This is a genomic window from Pelomonas caseinilytica (assembly GCF_021353235.1).
GTDB lineage: Bacteria > Pseudomonadota > Gammaproteobacteria > Burkholderiales > Burkholderiaceae_C > Pelomonas > Pelomonas caseinilytica.
In genome coordinates this window covers 175,014-192,118 of the sequence record NZ_JAJTWT010000011.1, presented here as the reverse complement: position 1 = coordinate 192,118, position 17,105 = coordinate 175,014, and the positions used below count along the sequence as shown (strand labels likewise).

Annotated in this window: 14 protein-coding genes and 1 tRNA gene; 9 read left to right on the top strand and 6 right to left on the bottom strand. The window is 66.0% G+C overall.

Annotation, left to right across the window (positions count from 1 at the left end):
- Positions 1–216: 216 nt before the first annotated feature.
- The 3 genes from LXT12_RS22200 to LXT12_RS22190 form a co-directional block, all read right to left on the bottom strand.
- Positions 217–966, bottom strand: a complete 750-nt coding sequence (locus LXT12_RS22200) for a tyrosine-type recombinase/integrase (RefSeq protein ID WP_233394482.1) — start codon at positions 964–966, stop codon at positions 217–219.
- 221 nt (positions 967–1,187) lie between these two features.
- A tRNA-Ser gene (locus LXT12_RS22195) sits at positions 1,188–1,278 on the bottom strand.
- 32 nt (positions 1,279–1,310) lie between these two features.
- A complete protein-coding gene (locus tag LXT12_RS22190; protein ID WP_233394481.1) occupies positions 1,311–1,706 on the bottom strand; it encodes a hypothetical protein in 396 nt (131 codons plus the stop codon).
- Positions 1,707–1,794: 88 nt separating this feature from the next.
- Between LXT12_RS22190 and LXT12_RS22185 the strand changes: the two genes are divergently transcribed.
- On the top strand, positions 1,795–2,499 hold the full coding sequence (locus LXT12_RS22185; protein ID WP_233394480.1) for a helix-turn-helix transcriptional regulator: 705 nt from the start codon (positions 1,795–1,797) through the stop codon (positions 2,497–2,499).
- Between the two features lie 282 nt (positions 2,500–2,781).
- On the opposite strand, the gene LXT12_RS22180 is transcribed toward LXT12_RS22185, so the two are convergent.
- Positions 2,782–3,696: an SPFH domain-containing protein gene (locus LXT12_RS22180; RefSeq protein WP_233394479.1), complete on the bottom strand. Its 915-nt coding sequence runs from the start codon at positions 3,694–3,696 to the stop codon at positions 2,782–2,784.
- Positions 3,697–3,741: 45 nt separating this feature from the next.
- Positions 3,742–4,167, bottom strand: a complete 426-nt coding sequence (locus tag LXT12_RS22175) for an NfeD family protein (RefSeq protein ID WP_233394478.1) — start codon at positions 4,165–4,167, stop codon at positions 3,742–3,744.
- 121 nt (positions 4,168–4,288) lie between these two features.
- Between LXT12_RS22175 and LXT12_RS22170 the strand changes: the two genes are divergently transcribed.
- Together LXT12_RS22170 and LXT12_RS22165 are read left to right on the top strand one after the other, a co-directional pair.
- Positions 4,289–6,556 carry an arginine/lysine/ornithine decarboxylase gene (locus LXT12_RS22170; protein ID WP_233394477.1) on the top strand — a complete coding sequence of 756 codons (2,268 nt, stop codon included), beginning with the start codon at positions 4,289–4,291 and terminating at the stop codon, positions 6,554–6,556.
- Between the two features lie 203 nt (positions 6,557–6,759).
- Positions 6,760–7,452 (top strand): PEP-CTERM sorting domain-containing protein, encoded by a 693-nt coding sequence (locus tag LXT12_RS22165; RefSeq protein WP_233394476.1) that lies wholly within the window; start codon positions 6,760–6,762, stop codon positions 7,450–7,452.
- Between the two features lie 27 nt (positions 7,453–7,479).
- Here the strand turns inward: LXT12_RS22165 and fabI are convergent, their stop codons facing one another.
- Positions 7,480–8,262 (bottom strand): enoyl-ACP reductase FabI, encoded by a 783-nt coding sequence (gene fabI / locus LXT12_RS22160; RefSeq protein ID WP_233394475.1) that lies wholly within the window; start codon positions 8,260–8,262, stop codon positions 7,480–7,482.
- 265 nt (positions 8,263–8,527) lie between these two features.
- Here fabI and rimP point away from each other — a divergent pair, with 265 nt between their 5' ends.
- The 6 genes from rimP to typA all read left to right on the top strand — a co-directional run bounded on the left by rimP (position 8,528) and on the right by typA (position 17,018).
- Positions 8,528–9,151, top strand: coding sequence for a ribosome maturation factor RimP (gene rimP / locus LXT12_RS22155; protein WP_233394474.1), 624 nt, complete (start codon positions 8,528–8,530; stop codon positions 9,149–9,151).
- On the top strand, positions 9,148–10,626 hold the full coding sequence (gene nusA / locus LXT12_RS22150; RefSeq protein WP_233394473.1) for a transcription termination factor NusA: 1,479 nt from the start codon (positions 9,148–9,150) through the stop codon (positions 10,624–10,626). Before rimP ends, nusA begins: the two co-directional genes overlap by 4 nt.
- Before the next feature lie 47 nt (positions 10,627–10,673).
- On the top strand, positions 10,674–13,700 hold the full coding sequence (infB, locus tag LXT12_RS22145; RefSeq protein ID WP_233394472.1) for a translation initiation factor IF-2: 3,027 nt from the start codon (positions 10,674–10,676) through the stop codon (positions 13,698–13,700).
- Positions 13,701–13,832: 132 nt separating this feature from the next.
- Positions 13,833–14,213 carry a 30S ribosome-binding factor RbfA gene (gene rbfA / locus LXT12_RS22140; protein WP_233394471.1) on the top strand — a complete coding sequence of 127 codons (381 nt, stop codon included), beginning with the start codon at positions 13,833–13,835 and terminating at the stop codon, positions 14,211–14,213.
- A complete protein-coding gene (gene truB, locus LXT12_RS22135) occupies positions 14,206–15,168 on the top strand; it encodes a tRNA pseudouridine(55) synthase TruB (protein WP_233394470.1) in 963 nt (320 codons plus the stop codon). Before rbfA ends, truB begins: the two co-directional genes overlap by 8 nt.
- A 26-nt stretch (positions 15,169–15,194) precedes the next feature.
- Positions 15,195–17,018 carry a translational GTPase TypA gene (typA, locus tag LXT12_RS22130; RefSeq protein ID WP_233394469.1) on the top strand — a complete coding sequence of 608 codons (1,824 nt, stop codon included), beginning with the start codon at positions 15,195–15,197 and terminating at the stop codon, positions 17,016–17,018.
- Positions 17,019–17,105 lie beyond the last annotated feature (87 nt).

The following is a 17,105-nucleotide window of genomic DNA, read 5'->3' as shown; positions in this document are numbered from 1 at the left end:
TCGCGGACAGTTGACCTACCATCCGGCCCGTCACTCAGGCACCTCACTCAGGGTGTCCGCGATCGCCTGGAACACTGTCCGCGATCAGCCTGGAATGGGTGTCCGCGATCAGTGGAATACGCAGCTGCCTACCGTGCCGAGCCCGTCATGAACGCGAACTGCTCGCCGGACTTGCCCCGTCAACGCGTTGCGCCGAAATGGATTTTGCAGGTCTGACTACTTGACGTTCGTCGCCTGGATCTCGTGAAGCCTGGCCATGAAGGCGCCCAGTTTTTCATAGGGCAGGGAAGGGTGGTGCCCTTCGTCCTGAACCTTGTCTGGTGACGAGAGCAGGTGCTGCAGGTTGGATTTCCACACGGCAGGGTTGTCGCCCGTGCGGTACCCCTTCACCTTGGCCCAGCCCAGAACTGCCTCCATGCGCGAGCGAACCCGGCTGGCCGTTTCGTTGATGTCCAGCCAGATCGGCTTGAGCACGCCGAAGACATCATCGAGGGTGATCTCGTCGACCCATTTCTCGCCGAGCTTGGGGTAGGTGTATGTCTCAAGGGTGGTGCGCCATTGGGCGGCATGTTTGGCGTTGGTCAGCTCTGGGACCTTCACTTCGGCGACGTAGGTCTCACAGCACCATTTCCACTTCTTGCGTGCGTGCTGGGCGCCTTCCTCGGCGAGCTGCGCGCTCCGGGCTGCGAGCCTGGCGTCAATGGGATCAACGCCCTGGAGCAACTGCCCCCGATAGGTCTTTGCGAGGGAGCGGGCGGCATGCAGATCGATCGCATGGAGCGGTCCCAGCCCCATCTCACGGGAGCGACCTTTGATGTCGTACCGGAAGAGCCAGCTTTTTGCGCCGCCCGTGGAGACCTGCAAGTACAGATTGCCGCCGTCGGCGTAGCGACCCGGCTTCTTCAGGTTCTTGACGACCAACGCGCTCAGGCGGTGGATGACGTGAGCACCGGGTTTTTTGGGCATCGCAACGCTCCAAAAGTCTACCCACAAAAAATCTCGAGGCTTCGAAATTCCTACCCACAAAGCTTACCCACAAATTGACCCACAAAAAAGCGCGGGAAGCCGTGGGATCGTGGGGGATGATCTGGAACGTTCAGCGGGGAGCGCTCAGCCGGTTTCTCCTATGAAACGGGCAAAAAAAGACCGTCTCTGGGACGGTCTGGTACGTTCGAGGAACGGTGTTCTGGCGGAGAGGGCGGGATTCGAACCCGCGGTGGGCTATTAACCCACACACGCTTTCCAGGCGTGCGACTTAAACCGCTCATCCACCTCTCCTGCAAGCCCGCCATCATAGCGCATCCTGGGCCTCAAGCGGCCAAACTCATGGGAATGCACTGGCCTCGTGCCGCGCCCAGCGCGGAACGCCAGTCGAGCTGGTGCACGACGTTGTTGAGGTGGAGCATGCGCCGCGAGCGGGCCAGGGCGTGGCCGTCCCGGTCGATCAGTGCGACGTTGCAGAGGATGTTCATCGGGTCGAACAGCGCGACGACATCCGGCTGGATTTCCGTCCACTCCCAGGCGATCTGGATGGGTTCGCCTTTGGTCGTCGCCCAGACCTCCTGGCCGGAACGCAAGCCGGAGCGTGCGTTGTCCACTCGCACGCTGCTGCCGACTTGCCTGAGCCCAGGCGTCACCAACTGAAACTCGTTTACAGTCTTGACGACCGTCTCGCAGGCCATCAGTTGCCAAGCTGCCAACTGCATTCGGATCTCCCGTCAATTGAATGGTTTGGAGTGTGCGTGCGTCGCGGCTGCGTTGCTCCTACCAACCCTAGTAGCGCCCCCGTCTCCGATGAACTTGCAGCGGTACGAACAAGTCAGTCAAGCGGCAGACCTCACGTCTTTCAGGCAGGGGCTGATCGACTTCGCCAATGATCTGGACTTCGGACTGGTCGTTGGTGTGCTGGCCGTGGAGCACCGAGGCCCAGGCTCTCGTGCCGAATACTTCTCAGTGGGCAACACGCCAGAGAAGTTCCTGGAAGCGTCACGTGATCCCGAGTACGCGCGACGCGACCCAGTGCACAAGCAACTGATGCGGCAATCGACGCCGCTGATCTACGACCAGAACTTCTATGTCGAGGCGGGGGCGGGCGAACTGTGGGAAATGATCGCCCCGTTCGGCTATCGGACAGGCGTGGCCGTGGGCGTGCACATGCCCGGCTACAAGCGCCTGCTCTTGGGCATGGACCGCGAGGATCCTCTACCTAGGGATCCGGTTCAACTCAATCGGTTGATTGCAGATCTGCAGTTGCTCGCAGTGCATGCGCAGGACGCAGCGGCCCGCTTGTTGACCCCCAAGAACGCGCCGAAGCTGCCGGCGCGTCAGTTGGAGATCCTGAGGCTGACCATGGAAGGCAAGAGTGCCTGGGTTGTGGGCAGCCTGCTGGGAATCAGCGAGAACACTGTCAACTACCACATGAAGCAGCTTTTCAAGCAGTTGGATGTGTCGACCAAGGGTCAGGCGGTGCTGAAGGCAATGGAGCTGGGGCTCCTGTGACGCCGGGTCACTACAAGGGTTTGTAGTTCTCGAAAAAACCCGCGTCCTACAAACTGCGTGCCATCTCAACACCGCTGGATGGATGGCGCAAATGGAAAAAGTGTCGTTTTGGGACGTTGTCGCAGAACTGCTTGGCTTCCCGTTCACGGGCGGTTGATCAAAAGCTCAGGGAGATCATCAGGAAAAGCGACACCTCCATCGCTTTCGTTCGGCGCCCCCCGAACGTCTTGTGCCCGCGACCGCCCTAGTTAGGGGCCCTCGCGGGCTTTTTTGATTCCGGCTTCAGGGCCGCGTGCCGCCGCTCTTGATCAGCGCCATCGCGGTGCCGATCAGCCCACCCACCTCGCTCATGTTGCCGGGCACGATCATCGTGTTGTTCTTCTGGGCGAGCTGTGCATAGGCCTCGACGGCCTTTTCGGCGACCTTGAGCTGCACGGCCTGGTCGCCGCCCGGCTGCTGGATGGCCGAAGCGATCTTGCGGATGGCGTCGGACGTCGCGTCGGCCACCGCCGTGATGGCTGCAGCTTCGCCCTGGGCCTTGTTGATCTCGGCCTGCTTCTGGCCTTCCGATTTCGCGATCGCCGCCTCGCGCTCGCCGGTGGCGATGTTGATCTGCTCCTGGCGACGTCCTTCGGACGCGGCGATCAGTGCACGCTTCTCGCGCTCGGCCGTGATCTGGGCCTGCATGGAGTGAAGGATGGCCGGCGGGGGCGTCAGGTCCTTGATTTCGTAGCGCAGAACCTTGACGCCCCAGTTCAGCGCCGCCTCGTCCAGCGCCTGCACGACCGAGCTGTTGATCACGTCCCGCTCCTCGAAGGTGCGGTCCAGTTCCATGCGGCCGATGACGGAGCGCAGCGTGGTCTGCGCGAGCTGGGTGATGGCGACGACATAGTTGCTCGCCCCGTAGCTGGCCCGCATCGGGTCGGTGACCTGGAAGTAGAGGATGCCGTCGACCGTCAGCTGGGTGTTGTCCTTGGTGATGCAGACCTGGCTGGGCACGTCCAGAGGGATTTCCTTCAAGGAATGCTTGTAGGCCAGTCGATCGACGAAGGGGACCAGGAAGTTCAGGCCGGGGGTGAGCGTGGCGTGGTAGCGCCCCAGCCGTTCGACGACCCAGGCATGCTGCTGTGGCACGACCTTGATGGACCGGACGATGAAGATGGCGGCGATGACCAGGATGACCAGGGCGATTTCCATGCGATGTCTCGATTAGGTTTGTCGTCGTTGCAGTGAAAGGTGGCGTCAGCGGTCGAGCAACAGGCAGCTGCCATCAACGGCGCGGATGACGTGCCGGCCGCCTTGGGCCGGCAGGTTGCCGACATAACGGGCTCGCCAGGCGGCGCCGCGATATTGCACCTGCGCCAGGCCGTCGGCGGACCAGGCATCCACATGGACGCTCTGGCCGACGTCCAGGTTCACGTCGGGATTGCTGGCCGCCGGAGCCGGATGGTGGCGCTCCCGGCGCCTGTGCCACAGGAAGGTGGCCGTACCGCCCACGAGCGCCGCGCAGAGCATCTGCCCCGGCGGGCCGAGGCCGGCGTGGGCGGCGAGGGCGCCGGCGCAGGCGCCCAGCGCGAGCATGAGCAGATAGAAGGTGCCGGTCGCCAGCTCGACGGCGATCAGCACTCCCGCTGCAATCCACCAGGCGGTGGCCAGACTCCAATCCATCTTTCCTCCCGAATCTCCGTGCTTCCTGGCCAGTTTATAGACCGCCGCGACATGGATGGAACATACGACGGCCCTACACTTCGCCGCTTCGTTTTCTGATGCCAGCCCGCTGGAGGCCGCGATGATCCGTTTCCATTTCCCTATCGTCATCATCGACGAGGATTACCGGTCCGAAAACACGTCGGGCCTGGGCATCCGCGCGCTGGCCGAAGCCATCCAGAAGGAGGGCATGGAAGTCCTGGGGGTGACCAGTTATGGCGACCTCTCTCAGTTCGCCCAGCAGCAAAGCCGCGCCTCGGCCTTCATCCTGTCTATCGACGACGAGGAATTCACCTCCGGTCCCGACCTCGACCCGGCGGTGCTCAACCTGCGCAAGTTCATCGAGGAGATCCGCTTCCGCAATCCGGACATTCCGATCTACGTCTACGGCGAGACGCGCACCAGCCAGCACCTGCCCAACGACGTGCTGCGCGAACTGCACGGCTTCATCCACATGTTCGAGGACACGCCGGAGTTCGTCGCGCGCCACATCATCCGCGAGGCCAAGAGCTACCTCGACGGCCTGGCCCCGCCGTTCTTCAAGGCCCTGATGGACTACGCCCAGGACGGCTCCTACTCCTGGCACTGCCCGGGGCACTCTGGTGGCGTGGCCTTCCTGAAGAGCCCGGTCGGGCAGATGTTCCACCAGTTCTTCGGCGAGAACATGCTGCGCGCGGACGTCTGCAATGCCGTGGAAGAACTCGGCCAGTTGCTGGACCACACCGGCCCCGTCGCCGCCTCGGAGAAGAACGCCGCCCGCATCTTCAATGCCGACCACTGCTTCTTCGTCACCAACGGCACGTCGACCTCCAACAAGATGGTCTGGCACCACACGGTGGCGCCGGGCGACGTCGTGGTCATCGACCGCAACTGCCACAAGAGCAACCTGCACGCCATCATCATGTGCGGCGCCATTCCGGTGTTCCTGACGCCGACACGCAACCACTACGGCATCATCGGCCCCATCCCCGAGAGCGAGTTCAGCCCGGACGCCATCCGCGCCAAGATCGCCGCCAACCCGCTGCTCGCGCACGTCGACCCGGCCACCGTCAAGCCCGCCATCGTCACGCTGACGCAGAGCACCTACGACGGCGTGCTCTACAACACCGAGACCATCAAGAAGAAGCTCGACGGCTTCATCCCGACGCTGCACTTCGACGAGGCCTGGCTGCCGCACGCGGCGTTCCACGACTTCTACGGCCAGTTCCATGCGATGGGCAAGAACCGGCCGCGCCCCAAGGAGGCTGTCGTCTACGCGACCCAGTCCACCCACAAGCTGCTGGCCGGCATCTCCCAGGCCTCGCAGGTGCTCGTGCAGGACTCGCAGAGCGTCAAGCTCGACAAGCACCTCTTCAACGAGGCCTACCTGATGCACACCAGCACCAGCCCGCAGTACTCCATCATCGCCAGTTGCGATGTGGCCGCCGCGATGATGGAGCCGCCTGGCGGCACCGCCCTGGTGGAAGAGAGCATCAAGGAGTCGCTGGACTTCCGCCGCGCCATGCGCAAGGTGGAGGGCGACTATGGCGACGACTGGTGGTTCAAGGTCTGGGGGCCGGACTACCTGCGGGCGGAGGAGGGCAGCGAGCCGGTGTCGGCCGACTGGATGCTGCATGCCGACGAGGACTGGCACGGCTTCGGTGGCCTGGCCGAAGGCTTCAACATGCTGGACCCGATCAAGTCCACCATCATCACGCCCGGGCTGGACATGGGAGGCCGCTTCGCCGCCACCGGCATTCCGGCGTCGGTGGTGACCAAGTTCCTGGTGGAGCACGGCGTCGTCGTCGAGAAGACGGGGCTCTACTCCTTCTTCATCATGTTCACCATCGGCATCACCAAGGGCCGGTGGAACACGCTGCTGACCGCACTGCAGCAGTTCAAGGACGACTACGACAAGAACGCGCCGCTGTGGCGCATCCTGCCGGAGTTCTGTGCCCAGTTCCCCAAGTACGAGCGCATGGGCCTGCGCGACCTCTGCCAGAGCATCCACCAGGCCTACGCGGAGGGCGACATCGCCCGGCTGACGACGGACATGTACCTGTCCAACCTGCAGCCGGCCATGACGCCGACGGACGCCTACGCCCACATCGCCCAGCGCAAGACCGAGCGTGTCGGCATCGACGAGCTTGAGGGCCGCATTACGACCTCGCTGCTGACGCCGTATCCCCCTGGCATCCCGCTGCTGATCCCCGGCGAGCGCTTCAACAAGAAGATCGTCGATTACCTCAAGTTCACGCGCAGCTTCAACGCCAAGTTCCCGGGCTTCGCGACCGACGTGCACGGCCTCGTGCACGAGGTGGACGAGGAAACCGGGCGTGGGCACTACTACGTCGACTGCGTGAAGGCCTGAGGCCGCCCATCGTCCAGCCAGTGCCCACGAACTAGGGTGTCGGCGGTCATGACAGTGGCCGCCGCCCGCGGGCGGCGTTGGCGTGCGGCGCCGCCTGCCGGCTGAAGAAAGTCGTTTGCTTTCAACCCTTTGCGTGAGCTAGGGGGATGGTCTGGCATGGCCGATGCGTTCCCATGGCTGTCTTCCACCGACAGGAGCGAACCATGAGATGGATCCCCAAAGCCGTGGCCGGCGCGGCGTTGCTGGCCCTGGCAGGCGCGACGCAGGCCGTTCCCGTCAGCCTGACCAAGCTGACGGGCCTCACCGGCGGTGTCGTGGCCGGCACGGCCGTCTACAAGGCCGACCTGTCGAGCGTGGGACTGGGGGCCATCCTGTCCGTCGGCATCCGCGACAACAGCGGGCTGCTCGGTGGTGCGACCGGCCAGTTCTCGGGGTTCGACCTCGACGGCATCAAGCTCTCCATGACCGACTGCGCCGACGCTGACTGCGCGAAGACGGCCGTGGGGCTGTCGGTGTTCGACTTCGCCTCGGGCGTCGTGTTTGCGCCGGGCAGCCAGCGCGCGCCGGCCGATCCCAAGCTCTTCGGCACCGATGCGACCGGAGCGGCCGTGGACAACGCCGTCGCGACGCTGGGCTTGTTCGATGCGGAATCCATCGCCGGCCCCGGTGCCTTCGGCTTCCTCAGCATGGGCGACAACGGCGTCATCGACTTCAACCTGACCGCGGCGACGTCGACGGCCGGCCTGTTCCTCTACATCGGCGAGGTCGGTGACAACGGCGAGGTGGCCGCGGGCGAGATCGTCGTGCGGGACCGGGGAACGGTGCCCGAGCCGAGCGGGCTCGTGCTGGCCGGACTGTTGGCGGCCGGGCTGGCGTCGCGCCGCCGGCGCCACTGAACCGGCAGCCCGGTCGTGGAAGGGTGATCAGCCTTCCGCGGCCAGCGCGACGTGGCTGAAGCCCCCGTCCACGTAGAGGATCTCGGCGCTGACGCCGCCGGCCAGGTCGGACAGCAGGAAGGCCGCGGCATTGCCCACGTCCTCGATCGTGATGTTGCGGCGGATGGGCGCGGCGGCGGCGAACTGGCTCAGCAGCTTGCCGAAATCCTTGATGCCGGAGGCGGCCAGCGTCTTGATGGGGCCCGCCGAAATGCCGTTGACCCGCACGCCCTTGGCGCCCATGGCATGGGCCAGGTAGCGCACGCTGGCCTCCAGGCTGGCCTTGGCCAGGCCCATGGTGTTGTAGTTGGGCACGTAGCGCATGGCGCCCAGGTAGCTCAGCGTCAGCAGGGAGGCGCCGGGTCGCAGCCGCGGCGCGGCCAGCTTGGCCATGGCGGGGAAGCTGTAGGACGAGATGTCGTGGGCGATGCGGAAGTTCTCCCGCGTCATGCCTTCCAGGAAATCTCCGGCGATGGCCTCCCGAGGCGCGAAACCGATGGAGTGGACCAGGCCATCGAACTCCGGCCAGACCTCGCCGAGCTGATCGAAGAGGGCCTGCATCTGCTCGTCGCTCGTGACGTCGCAGTCGTAGACCAGCTTCGAGCCGAACTCGGCGGCGAACTCGCTGATGCGGTCCTTGAAGCGTTCGCCCTGGTAGCTGAAGGCCAGCTCGGCGCCTTCGCGGTGGCAGGCACGGGCAATGCCATAGGCGATGGAGCGGTTGGACAGGACGCCCGTGATCAACAGCCGCTTGCCGGCGAGAAAGCCCATTCGTGTCTCCTGTGAGGTCTCAAACAGCCCGCGATTCTGGCATGCGGCCAAGCCAGCGGCTTGCCGGCACGGGACTTGCACAGTACAATCCGAGCTTCACCAGAAATTAGAGAAGCCTCCAGCCAGAGGTTTTCTGACGAGCTCCGGACGATATCCCCCGGTGCAGGATTCTGGTGAACGAGGTGGGCGGATTCATCCAGCCCATTTTTTTTGCTTTTTCGTTTTGCTTTTTCGTTTTAGCCCCGATCAGGAACGCACATCCCGCATGAGTTGGCAAGCCGCTGTAGAGACGACCGTGACCGGCCTCGGTTACGAACTCGTGGACTGCGAACGCAGTGCCGGCGGTCTGCTGCGCGTGACCATCGACAAGCTGCCGCCCCAGGCGGATGCTGGCGAGCTGGTCACGGTGGACGATTGCGAGAAGGTCACGCGCCAGCTGCAGTATGTGCTGGAAGTCGAGGGGTTCGATTACGCCCGGCTCGAGGTCTCGTCGCCGGGGCTGGACCGGCCGCTGAAGAACGCCGCGCATTACGCGCGCTTCACCGGCCAGGAAATCGACATCACCCTGAAGCTGCCTTTCCAGGGCCGCAAAAAGTACCGCGGCGTGCTCCACGCCCGCCCGGAGGCGGCCGACAACCAGGCCTGGCGCTTGGTGTTCGACGACGGCAGCGCCGAGCAGGCGCTCGATTTCACGCTGGACGAAGTGCGCGATGCGCGCCTCGTGCCGGTGATCAGCTTCAAGGGGCGCGGCGGCGAGCGTGCACCCGATCGCAAGCCCGGCCAGCGGGGCGTCATCAAGCCGAAGAAAGCAGCGGCCAAGAAACAAGCGGGCGAGCCCAACCAGGCGGCGCCCGGCCAAGACAAGGTAGACGGAGGTCTCAAGCAATGAACCGCGAAATGTTGATGCTGGTGGACGCGATCTCGCGCGAGAAGAGCGTGGAGCGCGATGTCGTGTTCGGCGCGGTGGAAGCGGCGCTGGCCTCGGCCACCAAGAAGATTTACGGCGGTGAAGCCGACATTCGCGTCAGCGTGGACCGCGAGTCCGGCGAATACGAGACCTTCCGCCGCTGGCATGTCGTGCCCAACGAGGCCGGCCTGCAGAACCCCGACGCGGAAATCCTGCTCTTCGAAGCCCAGGAGCAGATCGCCGACATCGAGGTGGACGACCACATCGAGGAGCCGGTCGAGTCGGTGCCCATCGGCCGCATCGGTGCCCAGGCCGCCAAGCAGGTCATCCTGCAGAAGATCCGCGACGCCGAGCGCGAGCAGCTGCTCAACGACTTCATGTCCCGCGGCGAGAAGATCTTCGTCGGTACCGTCAAGCGCCTGGACAAGGGTGACATCATCGTCGAGAGCGGCCGCGTCGAAGGACGCCTGAAGCGCAGCGAGATGATCTCCAAGGAGAACCTGCGCACCGGCGACCGCGTGCGTGCCGTCATTCTCGGCGTCGACCCCACCCAGCGTGGCCCGCAGATCATGCTGTCGCGTTCCTCGCCCGAGTTCATGAAGGAACTCTTCGCCCAGGAAGTGCCCGAGATCGAGCAAGGCCTGCTGGAGATCAAGAGCTGCGCCCGCGACAGCGGTTCGCGCGCCAAGATCGCCGTGGTCAGCCATGACCGCCGCGTCGACCCCATCGGCACCTGCGTTGGCGTGCGCGGTTCGCGCGTGAACGCCGTCACCAACGAGCTCGCCGGCGAGCGCGTGGACATCGTGCTGTGGAGCGAAGACCCGGCCCAGTTCGTCATCGGTGCCCTGGCGCCTGCCAACGTGCAGTCCATCGTCGTCGATGAAGAACGCCATGCCATGGACGTGGTGGTGGACGAGGAGAACCTTGCCATCGCCATCGGCCGCGGCGGCCAGAACGTGCGCCTGGCGTCCGAGCTGACGGGCTGGCGCATCAACATCATGTCGGCCGAGGAATCCGCCGCCAAGCAGGAGCAGGAGACCGAAGGCATCCGCAAGCTCTTCGTCGAGAAGCTCGACGTGGACGCCGAGGTCGCCGACATCCTGATCTCCGAGGGCTTCACCAGCCTCGAGGAAGTCGCCTACGTCCCGATGCAGGAAATGCTCGAGATCGAGGCCTTCGACGAAGACACCGTCACCGAGCTGCGCACCCGCGCCAAGGACGCGCTGCTGACGATGGAAATCGCCCGCGAGGAGAAGGTCGAGGAGGTTTCGCAGGATCTGCGCGACCTCGACGGCGTCACGCCCGAGCTGCTGGCCAAGCTGGCCGCAGGCGACATCAACACCCGCGATGACCTGGCCGACCTGGCCGTGGACGAACTGGTGGAACTGTCCGGCCTCGACGAAGCGGCGGCACGCGCCCTGATCATGAAGGCCCGCGAACATTGGTTCAAAGACTGATCAAGCAAACGCCGCGCCGCACTGAAAGCAATTTGAAGGATCCCCACATGGCCGTGACTACCGTCGCCCAATTCGCAGCCGAGCTGAACAAGCCGGCGGGCACGCTGCTGGAGCAGCTGCTAGCCGCGGGCGTCAAGAAGTCTTCCGTCGACGACTCGCTGAGCGAGACCGACAAGGAACGCCTGCTCGACCACCTGCGCTCTTCGCACGGCACCGCCGGCACCGAGCGCAAGAAGATCACCCTCGTCAAGAAGTCGACCACCGAGATCAAGCAGGCCGATGCCAGTGGCAAGGCCCGCACCATCCAGGTCGAAGTGCGCAAGAAGCGCACCTTCATCAAGCGAGACGACTCTTCAGAGGAGGCCTCCGCCGGCCCCGACGACGCCGAACTGCGTCGTCGCGAGGAAGAAGCCCAGGCCCAGGCCGAAGCCCTGCGCCAGCAGGAAGAGGAACTCGCCGCCAAGGTGAAGGCCCGCGAGGAGGCCGAGCGCGCCGCCCGCGAGGCCGCGGCCGCCAAGGCTGCCGCCGAGGCCGCTGCTGCCGAAGCCGCCGCCAAGGCCGCGGCCGAAGCTGCGGCAGCGGCCGAAGCCGCCGCCAAGGCTGAGGCGAAGGCCGAGGCCAAGGTGGAGGCCAAGACCGCCGACGAGCAGGCCGAGGCCCGCGCTCGCAGTGCCGCTGCCGCTGCCGCCGAGGCCGCGGCCATCAACAAGGCCGCCGCCGCCAAGCGCGCCGCCAAGTCCGCGCCGGCTCCCGAGCCCGCCGAAGTGGTGGCCCCGCCGCCGCCCGCGCCCGAAGTGGTTGCGCCGCCCCCGCCTGCGCCCGAAGTGGCCAAGCCGGCCCTGCGAGTCGTCAAGGCCGTGGACGCCGCCGCCGAGGAGAAGCAGAAGCAGGACGACCTGGCCCGCCGCCGCAAGGCCGCCGAGGACGAGGCCGCCAAGATCCGCGCGATGATGAATGCACCCAAGAAGGTGCTGGTCGCTAAGAAGCCCGAAGAGCCCAAGCCCGCTGAAGGCGCTGGCATCAAGGGCACCATCCACAAGAAGGCGGGCGCTCCGGCGCCGGCCACGGCGGCCCCCGCCGGTGGCGGCGCCAAGCCGGGCGACAAAAAGTCCGTCAAGTCGGAGAAGCTGTCGTCCAGCTGGGCCGACGACGCCGCCAAGAAGCGCGGTCTCAAGACCATCGGTGCCGGCCCCGCCGGTGCCAATCGCCCGGGCGGCGGTGGCAACTGGCGCGCCCCGGCGCGTGGTGGCCGCGGTGGCCGCGGTGGCCGTGAGGATGGCCAGTCCAGCTTCACTCCGCCGGCCGAGCAGCAGGTCATCGAGGTGCATGTGCCCGAGACCATTTCCGTGGCCGACCTCGCCCACAAGATGTCGGTCAAGGCCGCCGAGGTCATCAAGCAGTTGATGAAGCTGGGCCAGATGGTCACCATCAACCAGCAGCTGGACCAGGAAACGGCCATGATCCTCGTCGAGGAAATGGGCCACAAGGCCATGCCCGCCAAGCTCGACGACCCGGACGCCTTCCTCGAGGAAGAAGGCACCGCCGCAGAGCAGCAGCACGAAGCCCTGCCGCGTGCGCCGGTCGTCACCGTCATGGGCCACGTCGACCACGGCAAGACCTCGCTGCTGGACTACATCCGCCGCAGCCGCGTCGCCGCGGGCGAGGCGGGCGGCATCACGCAGCACATCGGCGCCTACCACGTCGAGACGCCGCGCGGCATGATCACCTTCCTCGACACCCCGGGCCACGCCGCCTTCACGGCCATGCGTGCCCGTGGTGCCAAGGCGACCGACATCGTCATCCTCGTCTGTGCGGCCGACGACGGCGTCATGCCCCAGACCAAGGAAGCCATCCACCACGCCAAGGCGGCGGGCGTGCCCATCGTGGTCGCGATGACCAAGATCGACAAGCCCGATGCCAATGCCGAGCGCGTGAAGAGCGAACTGGTGGCCGAGCAGGTCGTGCCGGAAGAGTTCGGCGGCGATTCGCCCTTCATCGGCGTGTCGTCCAAGACCGGCCAGGGCATCGACGAACTGCTGGAGCAGGTGCTGCTGCAGGCCGAAGTGCTGGAGCTCAAGGCGCCGGTCGAGTCCATGGCCAAGGGCCTGGTCATCGAAGCCAAGCTGGACAAGGGCCGCGGCCCGGTCGCGACGGTCCTGGTGCAGAGCGGTACCTTGAAGCGCGGCGACGTCGTGCTGGCCGGCTCCACCTATGGCCGCGTGCGCGCCATGCTCGACGAAGACGGCAAGGCCTCCGCCGAGGCCGGCCCGTCCATCCCGGTCGAGATCCAGGGCCTGACCGAAGTGCCGCAGGCCGGCGACGAGTTCATGGTGCTGTCCGACGAGCGCCGCGCCCGCGAGGTCGCGACCTTCCGCCAGGGCAAGTACCGCGACGTCAAGCTGGCCAAGCAGCAGGCCGCCAAGCTCGAGAACATGTTCGACAACATGGGCGAAGGCCAGGCGCAGGTGCTGCCCCTCATCGTCAAGGCCGACGTGCAGGGCTCGCAGGAGGCGCTGGCCGCTTCTCTGCTCAAGCTCAGCAATGCCGAGGTCAAGGTGCAGATCGTCCACGCGGCGGTCGGCGGCATCAGCGAGAGCGACGTCAACCTCGCCATCGCCTCCAAGGCCGTCATCATCGGCTTCAACGTGCGGGCCGATGCCGGCGCGCGCAAGCTGGCCGAGGGCAACGCGGTCGACCTGCGCTACTACAGCATCATCTACGACGCCGTGGACGACGTGACCAAGGCCATGTCCGGCATGCTGGCGCCCGAGCAGCGCGAAGAGGCGCTGGGCACGGCGGAGATCCGCGTCGTGTTCGTGGCCTCCAAGATCGGCACGGTGGCCGGCTCCATGGTCACGAGCGGCCTGGTCCGCCGCGGCGCCCGCTTCCGCCTGCTGCGCGACAACACCGTCATCTACACGGGCGAGGTCGAGTCGGTGCGGCGCGAGAAGGACGACGTGCGCGAGGTCAAGGAAGGCTTCGAGTGCGGTATCAAGCTCAAGAACTACAGCGACATCAAGGAAGGTGATCAGCTCGAGTTCTTCGAGATCAAGGAAGTGGCTCGCACGCTCTAGACCGACTGCTCCTTTCAGCGGTGGGCGTGCGCCGCCGCTGAGAAAAAGGCAACCACAGAGGCACGGAGCCACAGAGAGTGAGGGTTTTCTCTGTGTCTCTGTGCCTCTGTGGTTGCATTTCGGACATCCGCCATGAAACACAAACGCGCCATCCCCAACCGCAGCTTCCGAGTGGCCGACCAGATCCAGCGCGATCTGGCCGAACTCATCCGCGAGCTCAAGGACCCGCGCATCGGCATGGCCACCATCAGCGCGGTCGAGGTGACGCCCGACTACGCCCACGCCAAGGTGTTCTTCTCGGTGCTGATCGGCGACCCCGTCGAGACCCAGGCCGCGCTGAACGAAGCGGCGGGGTATCTGCGCAACGGCCTGTTCAAGCGGCTGCAGATCCACACGGTCCCCACGCTGCACTTCCAGTTCGACCGCACGACGGAACGCGCCGCGGAGATGAATGCCCTCATCGGCAAGGCCAATGCCACGCGCGCGCTGGACGACGAGGAGCCCAATGACTGAGGCCGCCGTCGCGCCGCCGGCTCGCCCGCCGCGCCAACGCATCCAGCGCCGCGCCCTGCACGGCGTGTTGCTGCTCGACAAGCCGCTGGGCCTGTCGAGCAACGATGCCCTGCAGAAGGCCAAGTGGCTGCTGCGCGCCGAGAAGGCCGGCCATACCGGCACGCTCGACCCCCTGGCCACCGGCTTGCTGCCGCTGTGCTTCGGCGCGGCCACCAAGTTCAGCCAGCTCAGCCTGGACGCCGACAAGCGCTACCTGGCCACGCTGGCTCTGGGCATCCGCACGACGACGGGCGATGCCGAAGGCGAGGTGCTGGAGCGCCGCGACGTCGGCCATCTGGCGCCCGAGCAGATCGAGGCGGCCTGCCGCGCCTTCACCGGCGAGATCGACCAGATGCCGCCGATGTATTCGGCCTTGAAGCACGAAGGCCGGGCCCTGTACGAATACGCCCGCGAAGGCGTCGAGATCGAACGCAAGAGCCGCCGCGTGACGATTCATGCCATCGACATCGTGGCCATGCACCCTGGCACCGTGACCCTCGACGTCCGTTGCACCAAAGGCACCTACATCCGCACCCTGGCCGAGGACATCGGCGCGGCCCTGGGCTGCGGAGCCTCGCTCGCGGCGCTGCGCCGCACCGGCTCCGGCGGGCTGACGCTCGACGGCAGCGTCACGCTGGCCCAGCTCGAGGCCCTGCCCGACGAAGCGCGTGCCGCGCTGCTCGCCTCGCCAGACTGCCTGCTGGCCGACGCGCCCGAGCTGCGCCTGGACCGGGCCGACGCCGTGCGCTTTCTCTCTGGCCTGCGCCGCCGCGTCGACGCGCCGGATGCCGAGCGTGTGCGCGTCTACGGCCCCGAGCCGCGCGCCTTCCTGGGCAGCGCCCACATCACTGCCGGCGAGCTGATCGCCGACCGCCTGTTGACCCCACCGGAGGTCCAGGCCCTGCTCTCCGCCTGAACCGGTTATTTCCTGCAAGCATCACCATGACCACCCCGATCCGCAACATCGCCATCATCGCCCACGTCGACCACGGCAAGACCACCATGGTCGACCAGCTGCTGCGCCAGAGCGGCACCTTCGCCGAGCACGAGAAGGTGGTCGACACCGTGATGGACAGCAATGCCATCGAGCGCGAGCGTGGCATCACCATCCTGGCCAAGAACTGCGCGGTCAGCTGGCAGGGCACCCACATCAACATCGTCGACACCCCCGGACACGCGGACTTCGGCGGCGAGGTGGAGCGCGCCCTGTCCATGGTGGACGGCGTGGTGCTGCTCATCGACGCCCAGGAAGGCCCGATGCCGCAGACCCGCTTCGTGACCAAGAAGGCGCTGGCCCTGGGCCTCAAGCCCATCGTCGTGGTCAACAAGGTCGACAAGCCGGGCGCCAAGCCCGACGCCGTCATCAACGCCGCCTTCGACCTCTTCGACAAGCTCGGTGCCACCGACGAGCAGCTCGACTTCCCGGTCGTCTACGCCTCGGGCATCAACGGCTGGACCTCGCTGGAAGAGGGCGCCCCGGGCGAGCAGTGGGGCCCCGACATGTCGGCCCTGTTCGACACCATCCTCAAGCACGTGCCCTCGCAGAAAGGTGACCCCAACGCGCCGCTGCAATTGCAGATCTCGGCCCTGGACTACTCCAGCTTCGTCGGCCGCATCGGCGTGGGCCGCATTAGCCAGGGCACCATCAAGCCCGGCATGGACGTGCTCGTCATGGAAGGCCCCGACGGCAAGTCCACCAAGGGCCGCATCAACCAGGTGCTGACCTTCCAGGGCCTGGACCGCATGCAGACAACCCAAGCCGGCCCTGGCGACATCGTGCTGATCAACGGCATCGACGAGATCGGCATCGGCGTCACCGTCACCAGCACCACCGACCCGCAGCCGCTGCCCATGCTCAAGGTCGACGAGCCGACGCTGACGATGAACTTCTGCGTCAACACCAGCCCCCTGGCCGGCCGCGAAGGCAAGTACGTCACCAGCCGCCAGATCTGGGACCGCCTGCAGAAGGAACTGCAGAGCAACGTCGCCCTGCGCGTGCGCGAGACCGACGAGGACGGCGTCTTCGAGGTGATGGGCCGCGGTGAACTGCACCTGACCATCCTGCTCGAGAACATGCGCCGCGAGGGCTACGAGCTGGCCGTCTCCAAGCCGCGCGTGGTGTTCAAGGACATCGACGGCGTGAAGTGCGAGCCCATCGAGCTGGTGACGGCCGACGTGGAAGAGACCCACCAGGGCGGCGTCATGCAGGCCTTGGGCGAGCGCAAGGGCGAGCTGGTCAACATGGAGCCGGACGGCCGTGGCCGCGTGCGCCTGGAGTACCGCATCCCGGCGCGGGGCCTCATCGGCTTCTCCAACGAATTCCTCAACCTGACTCGTGGCTCCGGCCTGATCAGCAACATCTTCGACGGCTACGAGCCCCACAAGGGCGAGATCGCCAGCCGCAAGAACGGCGTGCTGATCTCCATGGACGCCGGCGAGATCTTCACCTACGCCCTGGGCAAGCTCGACGACCGCGGCCGCATGTTCGTCAAGCCCAACGACCCGGTCTACGAGGGCATGATCGTCGGCATCCACAGCCGCGACAACGACCTCGTCGTCAACGCTACCCGCACCAAGCAGCTGACCAACTTCCGCGTCTCGGGCAAGGAAGACGCGATCAAGATCACCCCGCCCATCGAGCTGACGCTGGAGTACGGCGTGGAGTTCATCGAGGACGACGAACTGGTCGAGATCACGCCCAAGAGCGTGCGTCTGCGCAAGCGGCATCTGTCCGAAAACGAGCGCAAGCGCGCAGCCCGCGCTTGAGCGCGGGCCGCGCGCTCGCGCGACGCGGGGATATTGAGCTCCCCCGAGCCCCCTCCGGGAGGGGGCTCCAGTCAGTGGATTGCCCGC

Excerpts from the sequence above, each read along its gene's own strand:
- LXT12_RS22200 (WP_233394482.1), bottom strand. The coding sequence starts at position 966 with ATGCCCAAAAAACCCGGTGCTCACGTCATCCACCGCCTGAGCGCGTTG.
- LXT12_RS22190 (WP_233394481.1), bottom strand. The coding sequence starts at position 1,706 with ATGCAGTTGGCAGCTTGGCAACTGATGGCCTGCGAGACGGTCGTCAAG.
- LXT12_RS22185 (WP_233394480.1), top strand. The coding sequence starts at position 1,795 with ATGAACTTGCAGCGGTACGAACAAGTCAGTCAAGCGGCAGACCTCACG.
- LXT12_RS22180 (WP_233394479.1), bottom strand. The coding sequence starts at position 3,696 with ATGGAAATCGCCCTGGTCATCCTGGTCATCGCCGCCATCTTCATCGTC.
- LXT12_RS22175 (WP_233394478.1), bottom strand. The coding sequence starts at position 4,167 with ATGGATTGGAGTCTGGCCACCGCCTGGTGGATTGCAGCGGGAGTGCTG.
- LXT12_RS22170 (WP_233394477.1), top strand. The coding sequence starts at position 4,289 with ATGATCCGTTTCCATTTCCCTATCGTCATCATCGACGAGGATTACCGG.
- LXT12_RS22165 (WP_233394476.1), top strand. The coding sequence starts at position 6,760 with ATGAGATGGATCCCCAAAGCCGTGGCCGGCGCGGCGTTGCTGGCCCTG.
- fabI (WP_233394475.1), bottom strand. The coding sequence starts at position 8,262 with ATGGGCTTTCTCGCCGGCAAGCGGCTGTTGATCACGGGCGTCCTGTCC.
- rimP (WP_233394474.1), top strand. The coding sequence starts at position 8,528 with ATGAGTTGGCAAGCCGCTGTAGAGACGACCGTGACCGGCCTCGGTTAC.
- nusA (WP_233394473.1), top strand. The coding sequence starts at position 9,148 with ATGAACCGCGAAATGTTGATGCTGGTGGACGCGATCTCGCGCGAGAAG.
- infB (WP_233394472.1), top strand. The coding sequence starts at position 10,674 with ATGGCCGTGACTACCGTCGCCCAATTCGCAGCCGAGCTGAACAAGCCG.
- rbfA (WP_233394471.1), top strand. The coding sequence starts at position 13,833 with ATGAAACACAAACGCGCCATCCCCAACCGCAGCTTCCGAGTGGCCGAC.
- truB (WP_233394470.1), top strand. The coding sequence starts at position 14,206 with ATGACTGAGGCCGCCGTCGCGCCGCCGGCTCGCCCGCCGCGCCAACGC.
- typA (WP_233394469.1), top strand. The coding sequence starts at position 15,195 with ATGACCACCCCGATCCGCAACATCGCCATCATCGCCCACGTCGACCAC.